General features: G+C 71.2%; 11 protein-coding genes. All 11 read right to left on the bottom strand.

What is annotated here, in order from left to right:
- Positions 1 to 126 precede the first annotated feature (126 nt).
- The 11 genes from OG226_RS44745 to OG226_RS44695 all read right to left on the bottom strand — a co-directional run bounded on the left by OG226_RS44745 (position 127) and on the right by OG226_RS44695 (position 13,900).
- On the bottom strand, positions 127 to 2,862 hold the full coding sequence (locus OG226_RS44745) for a helix-turn-helix transcriptional regulator (protein WP_329352341.1): 2,736 nt from the start codon (positions 2,860 to 2,862) through the stop codon (positions 127 to 129).
- Positions 2,863 to 3,138: 276 nt separating this feature from the next.
- Positions 3,139 to 4,140 carry a ParB/RepB/Spo0J family partition protein gene (locus OG226_RS44740; RefSeq protein ID WP_329352340.1) on the bottom strand — a complete coding sequence of 334 codons (1,002 nt, stop codon included), beginning with the start codon at positions 4,138 to 4,140 and terminating at the stop codon, positions 3,139 to 3,141.
- Positions 4,141 to 4,450: 310 nt separating this feature from the next.
- Complete coding sequence (locus OG226_RS44735) at positions 4,451 to 5,479, bottom strand: ParB/RepB/Spo0J family partition protein (protein ID WP_329352339.1); 1,029 nt, start codon at positions 5,477 to 5,479, stop codon at positions 4,451 to 4,453.
- 347 nt (positions 5,480 to 5,826) lie between these two features.
- Positions 5,827 to 7,944 carry an ABC transporter ATP-binding protein gene (locus OG226_RS44730; protein ID WP_328685231.1) on the bottom strand — a complete coding sequence of 706 codons (2,118 nt, stop codon included), beginning with the start codon at positions 7,942 to 7,944 and terminating at the stop codon, positions 5,827 to 5,829.
- Between the two features lie 70 nt (positions 7,945 to 8,014).
- Entirely contained in the window at positions 8,015 to 8,239 is a 225-nt protein-coding gene (locus tag OG226_RS44725; protein WP_033280615.1) for an MbtH family protein, read from the bottom strand.
- A 308-nt stretch (positions 8,240 to 8,547) separates the two neighbouring features.
- Positions 8,548 to 9,804 carry an ABC transporter permease gene (locus tag OG226_RS44720; protein ID WP_328685230.1) on the bottom strand — a complete coding sequence of 419 codons (1,257 nt, stop codon included), beginning with the start codon at positions 9,802 to 9,804 and terminating at the stop codon, positions 8,548 to 8,550.
- Positions 9,801 to 10,523 carry an ABC transporter ATP-binding protein gene (locus tag OG226_RS44715; RefSeq protein ID WP_328685229.1) on the bottom strand — a complete coding sequence of 241 codons (723 nt, stop codon included), beginning with the start codon at positions 10,521 to 10,523 and terminating at the stop codon, positions 9,801 to 9,803. The genes OG226_RS44720 and OG226_RS44715 overlap by 4 nt, the downstream gene beginning before the upstream one ends.
- Positions 10,520 to 11,827, bottom strand: coding sequence for a peptidoglycan-binding protein (locus tag OG226_RS44710; RefSeq protein WP_329352338.1), 1,308 nt, complete (start codon positions 11,825 to 11,827; stop codon positions 10,520 to 10,522). Before OG226_RS44710 ends, OG226_RS44715 begins: the two co-directional genes overlap by 4 nt.
- A complete protein-coding gene (locus OG226_RS44705; RefSeq protein ID WP_329352337.1) occupies positions 11,824 to 12,234 on the bottom strand; it encodes a hypothetical protein in 411 nt (136 codons plus the stop codon). The genes OG226_RS44710 and OG226_RS44705 overlap by 4 nt, the downstream gene beginning before the upstream one ends.
- Before the next feature lie 230 nt (positions 12,235 to 12,464).
- Positions 12,465 to 12,737, bottom strand: a complete 273-nt coding sequence (locus tag OG226_RS44700; protein WP_329352336.1) for a ferredoxin — start codon at positions 12,735 to 12,737, stop codon at positions 12,465 to 12,467.
- Positions 12,734 to 13,900: a cytochrome P450 gene (locus OG226_RS44695; protein ID WP_329352335.1), complete on the bottom strand. Its 1,167-nt coding sequence runs from the start codon at positions 13,898 to 13,900 to the stop codon at positions 12,734 to 12,736. Before OG226_RS44695 ends, OG226_RS44700 begins: the two co-directional genes overlap by 4 nt.
- Between the last annotated feature and the right edge of the window lie 5 nt (positions 13,901 to 13,905).

Genomic DNA, 13,905 nt, shown 5'->3' with positions numbered 1-13,905 from the left:
ATCAGGCGTTCAGGATCACACGGTCGCAATCCTCACCACAACACTGTCCAACGGTCCGAAACCGCCACTTGGACGGGGAGTTGACTTGGACGGGGAACCGACCAACGGATGCGAGGTCTTTTCTTTTCACCGTCCGCACGGAGGGCAGGCGACCTCCGAAAAACGCACGAGGGACATCGGAAGATCCGCTCTGCCGCGCACCTTCAATTTCCGATATATTTTGGTGAGGTGCTGTTCCACCGTACTGACCGTTATGGAGAGCCTGTCGGCGATCTCACGGTTGGTGCAGCCGGACGCGGCGAGAGCTCCGACCCGGCGTTCCGCGTCGGTGAGTTCGGCCAGTGCCGCGGGCACCGCGTCCGGATCGGCGGCGCCCGTCGGGACCGTGCCGCGGGCCGGCGGGGACGGGGCGTCCCACAGTGCTCCCAGCGGGTGCTCACGCCCGAGCGCGGTGGTCTGTCCCTCCGCCCGGCGCGCGACCTCCTCGTCGGCCCGGGCGCGGCTCAGCTCCAGACCGTCGCCACAGGCGTCGAGGATCCGTACCGCCTCCTGGAGCAGCCGCAGCCGGTCCCGGGACGGGCCCACCGCCGCGAGATGGCGCAGGGCGATGCCGCGGGCACGGCCGGGCCGCTCACCCAGCTGGGCGAGGTGTTCCTCGACCCGCTCCCGGGCCCGCCGGTGATCGCCCATGGCGATGAGGGCGGCGACCGCGTCGTTGCGCCAGTCCACGAGTTCCGGTGCGTCGAGCCGCCACTTCGTCATCAGCTCGCCGCACGACTCGAAGTCCCGCAGGGCGGCGCGCGGCCGGCCCAGGGCGAGGTGGAAGCGGCCCAGGGCCTGGAGGTAGGGCAGCGCGAAGGGGGTGCCGAACATGACCATGGGAACGGGCAGGTCGAGGTAGGTCCGTGCCGTGTCGACGTCGCCGCTCTCGGTGGCCGCGCGGATCGCCAGGGCCAGCGGCAGACCGATCGCGATGCCCCAGGCCTCCGGGCCGACGAGGCTCAGCGCGGTCCCGGCGGCCTCGCCCGCGTCGGCGGCGTCGCCCCGGCTCAGGGCCGCGGCCGCCCTGATCGTCTCCAGGAACGCGTGCCGCATGGGGGCACGCCGGTTGCGGGGCTCGTCCAGCAACCGCTCGGACCAGAGCAGCGCCTCGTCCAGCCGCTGGGCCCCGATCAGGAAGATCAGCGCGACCAGCGTGTCCGCGAACGGGCCGGCCCTGCCGGTGCCGCGCAGCAGTTCGTCGGTGGCCGGGTCCTTCCCCAGCTCGATGAGGTCGGCCGAGAGCCTGATGAAGGTGCGGGGCGACATCGTGGTGCCGCGTCGCAGACCGGGGCAGCAGAAGGACAGCCACACCCGGACGAGGGTGTGGTCCGAGCGGATGACGGCCCGTGAGTAGCCCGCGCTGTCCCAGGCGTTCTCCGCGCCGGCGCCCTCCCGTGCCTCGATGATCCGCAACAGGTCGTCGGCCTGCGCGAACTCGCCCCGCCACACCTTCTGTTTCACCACGACCAGGGCGTCGGACCCGGTGAGCAGACCGGCGCGCACCATACGGCTGAGCTGTGAGAGGTACCGGGACGCCTTGGCGGGGTCGATGAGCCATTGCGCCTCCGCGAGGGCGGCGATCACCTCCGCCTCCTGGTTGGCGTCCGTGCAGATGCCGGAGGCGTGCCGCAGATAGTCGACGCCGGCACCGATGTCCCCCGCGGCCAGGGCCTCGCGCGCGGCCTCCCGGAGGATGTCGGGCTGCCAGGCGGCCTGGGCCGAGTCGTTGCCGGCCAGCAGCTGTTCGGCCACGACCCCGGCGGGCGCACCGCTCTCGCGGAGCAGTTCGGCGGCCCGGGCCCGCAGGGCGGGGAGGTCCTTGCCGGGAATGTCCGCGAGGACGGTCAGCCGGGCTCGCTCGTGGCCGTACCACGAGCCCGAGAACAGGCCGGCCGCGCGCAGGTCGGTGACGCTCCGGCGTACGGAGGTCGCGTCCTCCCCGAGGAGGTCGCCGATCAGGGCGGGTGTCACGGACGTGCCGAGGACGGCGGCGGCGCGCGCGACGGCGAGCAGGGTCGGCTCGCAGCGGTGGAGGCAGCGCAGAAAGGCGTTCCGGAACGACTCGCGCGGCACCGGGGCACCCCGCCCCGCGGCGTCCGCCGTCCCCCGCTCGGCGAAGTCCTCGATCAGGGCGTCCAGCAGCAGGGGGTTCCCCCCGCTGGTCCGCGCCCACAGGTCGACGGTCTCCGGCGCCACCGAGCGTGTCGCCGGATGATCCGTCAGGTATCCGGTGACCCCCTCGGCCGAGAGCGGACCGAGCCGGATCCGATGGCAGTAGGGCAGGTGGAGCGTCTCCGCGTGGAGCGTCGCGAGGGCCTGTTCGTGGCTGGAACTCTCGGTCAGGACGACCAGGACGGCCAGCGAGTCGATGCGCCGTACGAGATACCTCAGGCACTGGAGCGATGCCTCGTCGGCGAAGTGCACGTCGTCGACGTGGAGGACGAGCGGCCGTTTCCCGGCGAGTTCGGCGACCGCCCGGTAGACGCGCCGCATCAGCGCGCGTGGCACCGGTCCGCTCGCCTCCGCGGCCGTCGCGACCTCCGCGGCGTCCGGCGGTCCGTCGGCCGGGCCCGCCGCACCCATCGCGGTCACCAACTGGTCGACCAGTCCGAGCCTGTCGAGGCTCTCGCTCGCGGAACCGGTCACCGACAGGACGGCGCCCCCCTGCTCCGTCACCTGCTCGGCGAATGTCTGGATCAACGCGGTCTTGCCACACCCCACAGGGCCATTGGTAATGACCAGGGAACCCTTTCCGGCCACACACCCTCTGTAGAGACGTCGTAGCAGACCGAGTTCTCCGTCCCTTTCACTGAGCTTCACAGGCACCCCCGTACCTTCGCCGATCCGTCAGCGCAACTCAGGATAGCGTCCCATTCACGCCGACACGGGCTGACTTTCGGTCACTCGGCCAGGGAATGGGGGGTGATTTTCAGACATTGAACGGCCAGGAATTAATGAAGAATTAAAAAAGAAATGCACAACCCCTGCCGATGAACGGCGGAATGATTCCCGCCGCTTTCCCGGCCCCGCACACGAGGCGGGACCGTCGCGAAAGGGGCACCTTTCGCGACGGTCCCCTCGGTCCGAGGTGCCGGCTCAGCCGATCTGCGCGACGTCCTCCCCGACCCGCTCGGCCAACTCCGACCACAGATCGGCGAACTGCCGGGCCAGATCGGCCACGATGTCGCTGCAGTGCGGCGGCACGTTGCTGATGATCGCCTCCCACTCCTCCTTGCGCAGCGCGTGCAGGGCGAGCAGACGCAGCAGATTGCGGCCGGTCTCACTGAAGCGCAGGGCCGGGTCGGCCATGAGCCGCTTGATCAGCACGGCATGGTCCGAGGCCGGCACGACGTCCGGACGGTTCCGGTTCCCCGGCCGGGCGAGTCTCAGCGCCCCGTACTCCTTCCCTACGGCCCGCTCCTCGTCCGGCGCGGCCTCCCGGCGGCGCTGCCGGGGCAGCGGGCCCTCGCCGTTGCCCAGCCGGTTGCGCACGTCCCGGGCGGTCTCCGGGGAGATGCCCGCCGCCCGGGCGACCTGACGCAGCGAGAGGTCCGGGTTCTCGGCGAGCAGCTCACCGGCGAGGATGCGGCCGGAGCTGCCGTCGACCGGCCGCATCCTGCCGTCCCTGCCGAGCCGGCGCCCCTCCGGACCCGTCCCCCGGACGACCCGCTTGCGAATGTCGCCGACGGTCCCCGGGGCGATCCCGGTGACCGAGGCCACCCTCCGGTCCGACCACTGGGGATGGGAGACGATGATGCGCTCGGCGGCACGCTTGCGGTCGGCGAGCGCCAGCGGCAGGCCGTGCGTGACGTTCAGCCGCACCGACAGGACGAAGGCCGCGGTGTCGTCGCCGTCGAAGAACCGGGCGGCGATCGTGCTCTCGCCGCGCAGCCGGGCGGCTTTCAACCGGTGGTAGCCGTCGATGACCCGCATCGACGGACGGTGCACCGTGATCGGCGGCAGCGGGTTCGGCGCTGCCGCGAGTACTTGTATGTGCTCCGGATTCTCTCCGGCCAGCCGCGGCGATCCGGACAGGCTCAGCGAGCCGATCTCGACCTCCACGACGGGCTGTTCCCCTATGGCCCCCTCGGACTCCACCCCAGCTCCTCACATACCCCCGCTGCTGCGAGAGCGTCGCCGTCCACGAAGAAGAATTTCTCGTGCAAGCACGCTTTCTGCAGAAAATCCACTGCCTGTCGCCGCGAAGAATGCGGGAGGTGGCGATTTCGACACCCTCGGCCCGCCCTGTCACCCCGAGACAGAGCATCCGCGCGCGGCATTCGCATGCTTCGGATGTGACCGAAATTAACAGTCTGACATCCAGGCCGAAACCCCTGTGGACACCGAGGGGTACGGCCCCCTACGCCCTAGGGGGCGCCTGAATCCGGGGTTCCGCGCACTACGGCCGTCAGCCGACCGAGGCTGTGACGTCACTCCGCACACGGGTCGCGAAGTCCGCCCACATGTCGGCCAGTTGGACGGCGAGGTCGGCGACTACACCGCTGCAGTGCGGCGGAACGTTGCCGATGATCGCCTCCCACTCCTCCTCGCGGACCGCGTGGATCGCGAGGAGCCGCAGCAGACTGCGGCCGGTCTCGGAGAAGCGCAGCGCCGGATCGGCCGTCAGCCGCTTGACCAGGACGACACGGTCGGGCGCCGCGTCCACGCGGGCCCGCGCGACGGAGTGGGCCGGCCGCCCGGCAGCGGGTTCACCGCGTGGCGCCGGGACGGACGCGGGCCCGGGCCGGATGTCCGCACCGGCGCCGACCTCGGGCGCGGACGCGTGGCGCGGTTCGGTATCGCTGTCGCGGCGGCGCGAGCGGGGCAGCAGGTCCTCCCCGTTCCGCAGGCGGTTGCGCACGTCGCGCACGGTCTCCGGGGAGATGCCGGCCGCACGGGCCACCTGACGCAGCGACAGACCCGGTTCCTCGGCGAGCAGTTCACCGGCGCGGAGCCGACCGGCGGTGCCGTCGAGCGGGCGCATCCGGCCGTCCTGGCCGAGCCTGCGCGTCCCCGGGTCCACGGCGCCGGAGCCCAGCCGACGGCGGATCTCGCCGACGGTTCCGGGGGCGATGCCGGCGACCGAGGCCACCCGCCGATCCGACCACTGGGGATGGGAGACGATGATCCGTTCCGCGGCGCTCTGCCGGTCGGACAGGGCGAGCGGCAGCCCGTGGGTGACGTTCAGCTGGACCGCGAGGACGAAGGCGTCCGACTCGTCGCCGTCGAAGAAGCGGACGGCGATGGTGGTGTCTCCGCGCAGCCGGGCCGCGCGCAACCGGTGGAAGCCGTCGATGACCCGCATCGTGGGACGGTGGACGATGATCGGCGGCAGCGGGGTCGGCACCGCCGCGAGCAGTTCGATGTGTTCTTGTCTTTCGCCGGCCAGCCGCGGTGACCCGGTCAGCCGTAAAGAGTCGATTTCCACTTCGGCCATGGACTGTTGATCGATGACTCCCCCGGTTTCCACCCCTGCTCCTCACCTGCCCCTCGCCGCCATCACGACGAGCGGCCGTTCTCCTTCTCGAAGAGGAATTCCCTTCCGGACCGTCCGCCGCGGGATCGCTGCCGTGCGGTGCGGGCCGCACCGGCATCTTCTTTATTTAGCCACCTAGCGCCATAAATACCGACCGCATCGGACAAGACCGAACGTAACAGCCCCTCTCTTGCGTTCGAAACCCCTGCCGTCGGGCGAACGGCGGCTGGGCATAGGGGGTTGACGGAACGACAGAAGCGGTGCCCGCGACCGCCATGGGCCGTCACGGGCACCGCTCTGAGGAGGAGTCAGCGGGTTCGGGGGCCTCCCGGACCGCCCGGACCCTCCGGGCCACCGGGACCGAAGACGACCGGCCCGCCGCCGGGCCCGCCCATCCCCGGACCGCCGACCATCCCGGGGCCGCCGACCATCCGCGGACCGCCAGGACCGCCGGGACCGCCTGGGCCTCCCGGTCCGAAGACGACCGGCCCGCCGCCGGGGCCCACCGGTTCCGGGACCCGCTGTTCCGGCACGCCCTCGACCTCGCTCACGTCCTCGCCGGCGAGGGCCGGCCGGGCGAACTGCGTGCGGTAGAGCTCGGCGTAGAGCCCACCGAGCAGCAGCAGTTCGTCATGGGTGCCGCGCTCCACGATCCGCCCCTGGTCCAGGACGAGGATCTGGTCGGCGTCCCGGACGGTGGACAGGCGGTGCGCGATGACCAGCGAGGTCCGGCCCGCGAGCGCGGTCTTGAGGGCCTGTTGCAGGGCGGCCTCGGACTCGGAGTCGAGATGCGCGGTCGCCTCGTCGAGCACGACCACCGGCGGGGCCTTGAGCAGCAACCGGGCCATGGCGACGCGCTGCTTCTCGCCCCCGGAGAGCCGGTAGCCGCGGTCGCCGACCATGGTGTCCAGGCCGTCGGGCAGGGAGGCGACGAGCCGCCAGATCTGTGCGGCCCGGCAGGCCGCGACCAGTTCCTCCTCGGTGGCGTCCGGGCGGGCGTAGAGCAGGTTCTCCCGGATGGTGGTGTGCAGCAGGTGCCCGTCCTGGGTGACCATCCCGACCGTGTCGCCCAGCGACTCCAGGGTCAGGTCGCGCACGTCGCGGCCGTCGACGAGGACGGTCCCCTCCTCCGGGTCGTACAGCCGCGGCACCAGGTGGGTGATGGTCGTCTTGCCGGCCCCGGACGGCCCGACCAGCGCGGTGAGTTTGCCGGCCGGGACGGTGAAGCTGAGGTCGCGCAGCGCCCAGCTGTCTCCCTCGCGCTCGGCCGTCGGCGTGGCGAAGTCCTCCAGAGAGGCCAACGAGACGTCGGCGGGCCTCGGGTGACGGAACGACACCCCGCGGAACTCGACGCCGGGGGCCGTGTCGCGGGTCGCGGCGGGCGGCAGCGCCACCGCGTCGGGCTTCTCGGTGACCAGCGGCTTGAGATCGAGGATCTCGAAGAGCCGGTCGAAGCTGACGAGCGCCGTCATCGCGTCGGCCTGGGCGTTCGACAGCTGGCCCACCGGGGCCATCAGCCGGGTGAGCAGCGTGGTGAGGGCCACCAGGGTGCCGATCCGGAAGGCGCCGTGCACGGAGAGGACTCCGCCGACGCCGTAGACCACGGCGGTGGCGACCGAGCCGATGAACATGGTCGACAGGAAGAGCATCTTCATGGAGACCGAGTTGCGGACGCCGATGTCACGGCCGCGGGCGGCGAGCCGCGCATAGCGGGCGGTCTCCCGGTCCGGGCGGCTGTAGAGCTTGGCGAGGAGCGCGCCGGCGACGTTGAACCGCTCGTGCATGAGCGAGCCCATCTCGGCGTTGACCTGCATGTGCCGCCGGGCCAGGCCCTGCAGGCGACGGCCGATGAGGCGGCCGGGAAGGATGAAGAACGGGACCAGCACCAGGGAGATCAGGGTGATCTTCCAGGACAGGTAGAACATCGTGGCCAGCACGAAGACGACGGTCAGTCCGGAAGACACCACGGTGGAGAGCATCTGGGTGACCGCCTGCTGGGCGCCGATCACGTCGGTGTTCAGCCGGCTCACCAGGGCACCGGTCTGCGCCCGGGTGAAGAAGGCGAGCGACTGGCGCTGCACATGGTCGAAGACCTTCACACGAAGGTCGTAGACCAGGCCCTCGCTGACCTGGGCGGAGAACCAGGTCTCCCCGAACCCCACCAGCGCGGCCAGTACGGAGACCGCGGCTACCGCGGCCGCGAGCCAGACCACGGTGTCGGTGTCCCGGCCCATGATGCCGTCGTCGATCAGGTACTTGAGCAGGAGCGGCGGGGCCACCGCGCAGAGGGCGTTCAGCGTGGTGCAGACCACGAGGAAGCCGATGGAGCGGCGGTGCCCGCGGGTGTACGGGATGATCCTTTTCGTCGTTCCGGGCTTCGCCCGCTGTCTGTCGTTCGAGGAATCCGGCCCGTCGGATCGGACCATGACCGGTCCGGGCCCGCCCATCATGGCCACAGGTACTCCCTGGGTCGCGTCGCCGCGGTCTGGCCGGCCATCAGTGGGCCGCCTCGGTCTTCCTCATCGCGTCGATGAGGCTCTGCGGACGGAGGTCCGTCCAGTTCTCCTCCACGTAGGCGAGGCATTCCTTGCGCGTCGCCTCACCGAATGCGAGTCGCCAGCCATTCGGAATCTCGGCGAACGCGGGCCACAACGAATGTTGATTCTCCCTGTTCACGAGCACCAGAAAGGTCCCGTTTTCATCGTCGAACGGGTTCGCCATAATCGCTCCCACGGATCGTATTCCTCGGTGGATGAGAAAACCTTAGCCGTCGCTAATGGGACGAACAAGGCTCACCAATTCGAGGAACAATCCGAGGAGTAATTCGTGGATATGGGTATTGTTTATATGGGGACGAGTGCGGTCGGGTCACCAGTGTCACGTGTCGGACGCCGACGCGACAGGGTCGTCCAACCGACCGACCCGAGCACTTGGACACCGGGCCGGGGTGCGACGCCCCCTCCGGACGGGGGTGGACGGTGGGGGCGCCGCGGTCTGGATGTCAACTGTCAAGGCACGCTCACCGTGGGCTAGTTGGTCGCGAGGGCCTCCGTCGGGGGCAGTCGGGCGGCCCGGACCGCGGGGTAGAAGCCGGCCAGTCCGCCGATGGCGAGGGTGGCGGCCAGCCCGCCGGCCATCGCCCACAGCGGCACCAGGGCGGCCCACCCCTGATAGGCGGCATAGCCGTCGGTCACGCCGATGCCCAGCAGCACGCCGCCCACGCCGCCGAGCCCGGACAGCAGCAGCGCCTCGGCGAGGAACTGGATCCTGATCTGGCCCCGGGTGGCGCCCAGCGAGCGGCGCAGCCCGATCTCCGAACGCCGCTCCAGCACCGAGATGACCATGGTGTTGGCCACTCCGACGCCGCCGACCAGCAGCGCGACCCCGCCCAGGCCCAGCAGCAGCCCGCTCAGCGTCTTGTCCGTGGCGTTCTTGGCGGCCAGCGCGTCGGAGGGACGGGAGACGTTGACCTCGTTGGGGTCCTGCGGGGACACCGTGGCGCCCAGGACGCCATGCACCTTCTCGACGTCGGCGTCCTTCGCCCGGGTGTAGATCGTCGTCGGATAGCCGTCGAAGGACAGCGTCTTCTTCGCCACCGGCCAGCCCACGAAGGCCTGTGTGTCAAGGACCGGCAGCAGTTCGTTGTGCGCCAGCAGGCCCACCACGGTGAACCAGTGGTTGCCGAGCCACACCTGCACGTCGGGGCCGGCCCGGTGGATCCCGAGGCTGCGGGCCGTCTCCGAGCCCAGCACCACGGCCGGATAGCGGCTACTGGCGCCGTTGAGCCAGCGGCCGTCCACGATCTGCCCGCCGATGGACCGCAGCAGGTCGGTCCGCGCCGCGCTGACCGAGAGGCCGCCGGACTCCACCGACGGGATGCGGTCGTTGCGGTAGAGCTTGGCGTCCGTGGTCCCGGTCGCGGAGGCCGAGATCACCTCGGGCCGGCTTCCGACCATCGCGACGGCGTCCTCGGACAGATGGGCGTTCGCGCCGGTCATGGTGGTGCCCGGGGAGACCGTGAGCAGGTTGGTGCCGAGCGCGGCCAGCTGCTTGTTCAGGTCGTTCGTCGACGAGGTGGAGATGCCCACCACGCCGATCATCGCGGCGATGCCGATCGCGATGCCGAGGGCGGAGAGGAAGACCCGCATGGGTCGCGAGCGCAGTCCCCAGCCGCCCACCCGGGCCACGTCGGACAGGCTCAGCCGGGCCGCCCGGGGCCGCGGCGGCGAGGGCAGTTCGGCCCAGGGCCGCTCCCGGCCGGCCGGCGGCGACTGTGTCGTACTCATCGCTCCACCCCCGTGTACGCCAGGGCCCGGGGCCCCGGTGCCCCCGAATCGTGCTCGATACGGCCGTCCCGGACCCTGACCTCACGCGGCAGGGACGCCGAGATGTCCCGGTCGTGGGTGATGACGACCACCGTCGTGCCGGCCTCGTGCAGCTCGTGGAGCAGTTCCATGACCACCGTCCCGGAGCGGGAGTCCAGCGCGCCGGTCGGCTCGTCGGCCAGCAGCAGCGGCGGGTCGCCGACCACCGCGCGGGCGATCGCCACCCGTTGTTTCTCGCCGCCGGACAGTTGCTGCGGTTCGTGCAGGAGCCGGTGTCCCAGGCCCACCCTGCGCAGCGCCGCCTCGGCGAGCCGGCGCCGCTCGCGGCGCGGCCGTCCGCCGTAGAGCAGACCGTCCGCCACGCTGTCGAGGGCGGGGACTCCGGCGGCGAGGTGGAACTGCTGGAAGACGAAGCCGATGGTGCCGGCCCGCAGCGCCGACAGCTCGCGGTCGTTCAGGGACTCCACGGCGTGGCCGGCGATCGCCACCGTCCCCGACGAGGGGCGGTCCAGCGTGCCCATGATGTTGAGCATGGTGGACTTGCCCGAACCGGACGGGCCGACGACCGCGAGCATCTCGCCGCGGTGGACCACCAGGTCCGTCTCGACCAGGGCGGCCACATCGCCGTACGACTTGCTGACCCCGGCCAGCTCGATCACCGGGTGGGCTGTGACGGTCACTTCGGGACCCCCACGACCGTGCCCGCGGTGATGCCGGTGCCGGAGATCTCCACCATGCCGTTGCCGAACGTCCCGAGCTTCACATCGCGGTACTCCGTCTTCGCCCCGGTCACCACCTCGACCGCGTAGCCGCCGCCGGGCAGTGCGAACAGGGCGCTGATCGGCACCGCCAGCACGTTGGCGCGTGTCTCGGACGCGAACTCGACACTGACGGAGGCGGCCTGGTAGGCGCCGATCTTCGCGGCGTCCTTGACCTTCAGCTCCACGGGGACGGTGGCGTTCGCGGAGCCCGAGCCCGAGGAACCACCCGAACCGCCGGCGGACGAGGAGCCCGAGGAGGCGTTCGACGATGTCGGTGTCCCGACGTCCGTCACGAGGGCGGTCACCGTGGTGTTGTCCGGCAGCGTGACCGTCGTGGCCCCGCCCTTCTTCGCGAGGTCCGCGTACTGCACGGGCAGGTCGACGGAGATCACCCGATCGGTGCCTGTCCAAGTGAGCACGTCTCCGGCGAGGGTGTCGCCGACGGCGAGCTCCGCCTTGGCGACCCGCCGCGCGCCGGACCCCACCAGCGCGTCGCCGACCCGCACCTCGCCGGTCCCAGAACGGCCCAGCTTGTCCTGCCACTTCTCGACGGCGGCGGCTGTGCCGTAGTCGTAGGTGTCGTCCACCGTGAAGCCCCGGTAGCCGAGCGCCCGGAGGTTCTTCTCCAGCATCTTGACGTCGCTTCCGGTAGTGCCCGGCTTCAGCGTCCGGTACAGCGGCACCGAGCCGTACAGCAGAGGCACCGACTGCTGGTTGACCTTGTAGACGGGCTTGCCGCGGGTGATCGTGTCGCCGTCCGAGGGCATCCAGGTGACGATCCCGGAGCCGGACCCGCCACCGCCCTGCGCCGACCCGCCGGACTGCGCCGAGCCGGACGCCCCCGGGGCCTGGACCGCCGCCGTGTCGCCGTACCCGAGCTGCCCGTCCACGGTCTGGGAGCTGGTCAGCGTCGTGCGCTTGACCTTTGCCGTGGCGGGCGGCCCGGAGGGTGCCGTCGCCTCGGTCTTGTCGTCCCCGCCGCCGAACACACCCGAGGCGGCACCGGCCGCGGCCACGGCGACCACCACCGCACACGCGACGATCAGTGCGATACGCATCCCCCGGCGCCGCGGGCGGCTGCCCTCCGGCGGCGGCTGGTCCACGGCACCGCCGTTCCCGTCGAAGGAGGCGAGGGCCGCGGCCCGGGGTTCCAGTTCCCCGCCCGGGGCGTCCGCCGCGATCTCGGGAGCCGTCTCCACGGTCCCTTCCTCGCGACCGGTCACTGCCCCCCTCCTGTGACCATCAGGCTGCCGCCGGGCCGGATGCTGTAGCAAGCGGCCGTGGCCTTGGCGAAGTTGGGGTCGTCCTGCCCGGAGATACCGGCCGCGTCGGCGTCGATGATGATCGTGCTGCCGTCGACCTTGGGGTCCTGGAAGTTGGGCATGCCGTTCTTGCGGATGCACTTCGCCCATGCCGCGACCTTCGTCGCGTCGAAGGACCGGCTGTTGGCGGCGGCGCCGGTGTCGCCCTGCACGAGCTTCGACTGGCAGGCCGACTGGGCCGACTTGAAGGTCGGTGAATTCTGGTCGATGTCAGCGGGGACCGTCAGCTGCACCCTGCCCTGACTGTCCTCCTTGGGGTCGGGGTAATTCGATACGCCGTTCTCCCGCATGCACTGCGAGTAGGCCACGGCCGAATTGGAGGAGTCGCCCGAAGAATTCGACGAACCCTGGCTGCCGTCGGACGCGTCATCCGATGTCGAATCCGACGAACAGCCGACGAGCATTGTTCCGGCCGTCAGCACGGAAAGGACCGCCAGGACCGGCCCGGCCATACGCTTCTGAAATGTGTTCGGCATACCACCAGTTCTACGGGGCACCCGGTCACACCGAGGTTGCAACGGGCGCCCCACACGACCGTTCAGTCAGCCCGGTCCCCGACAGCACTCGCGCGCGCGTCGGTCGACACCAGCGTGATGGCGCCGGCGGGGCAGCGGACCGCGGCCGCCCGCAGCGCGGGCAGCGCCTCCGGTCGGGCCTCGTGGACGCGCGGCAGCGCCAGGCCGTCCTCCTCCGACTGGTCGAAGAACCTGGGCTCGAACAGGGCGCACACCCCCGAGCCCGCGCAGCGGTCACGGTCCACCCGGATCCCGACGCGCGCACCGCCCCCGTCCACGCCGGCCACCTGACTCACCAGGCGACCGGAAGCGTCTCGACGCCGAACTGCGGAGCCAGCAGCCGGAACCGCAACTCCTCCACCCCGGCGCCGAGGCGCAGGCCGGGGAACCGCTCCAGCAGCCCGGCGAAGGCGATCCGCATCTGCACGCGGGCCAGCCCCGCGCCCAGGCAGAAGTGGTTGCCGTGGCCCAGGGCCAGGTGGTTGGCGGACTCCTCCCTCGCGATGTCCAGCCCGTCCGCGACGCCGTCCCCGTGCGGGCAGCGGTTCGCGGCGAGCACCGAACACGACACCACCTCACCGGCCTTGATCACCTCGCCGGCGATCGCCACGTCCACCAGCGCCGTGCGCGGCGAGACGACGGCCACCACCGAGACGTAGCGCAGCAGTTCCTCCACGGCCCGGTCCATCAGCTCGGGCCGTTCCCGCAGCAGGGCCAGTTGCTCGGGATGGAGCAGCAGGGCCAGGGTGCCCAGGGCGATGGCCTCCGCTGTGTTCTCGATCGAGCCGTTGGCGATGCCCTCGCAGAGCCCGGCCAGCTCCTCGTCCGTCACCCCGTCCCCGTGCTCCCGGATCAGCGCCCCGACCAGGCCCTCACCCGGATTACGGCGTTGCTCCGCGACAAGTTGCCCGAAGTGCCTGAAGTACGCCGTCGCCGCGGGCTTGCGTCGGGCGCTGTGTCCGGCGGCCCGGTAGTCGCTCAGCCGGGACAGCTCGGGCAGGTCGTCCCGGGGCAGGCCGAGGATCTCGGCGAGCACCAGGCCGGAGACGGGCCGGGCGAAGTGCCGCATCAGGTCGGCCGGTTGGCCCGCCCGCTCCAGCACGTCGAGGTGATCCGCGACGATCCGCTCCATCATCGGCTCCAGCCGGCGCATCTGCCGCACCGTGAACATGGGCGCCACCAGCCGCCGCAACCGGCTGTGTTCCGGCGCGTCGATGTGCAGCAGGCTGCCCTCGTGCTGGTCGAGTTTCCGGCCACCGGGCTCCGGGGGCGGCACGTTCGAGAACCGCTCGGAATCACCGAGGATCTGCCGCACCACCTCACGGCCGGTCGCGATCCAACCGGGCATTCCCCCGGGCGCCTTGGAGAGCGGAGCCCGCGCACTGATCTCCAGCAGCTCCGGCACCGGGTCCAGCAGGCTCCGGCGCTTGTCGACCTGTAGCTCGAACGACTGCGTCATGCGGG

The sequence above is a fragment of the Streptomyces sp. NBC_01261 genome (genome assembly GCF_036226385.1).
Lineage (GTDB): Bacteria > Actinomycetota > Actinomycetes > Streptomycetales > Streptomycetaceae > Streptomyces.
This window is presented reverse-complemented; position numbering and strand designations above follow the sequence as displayed.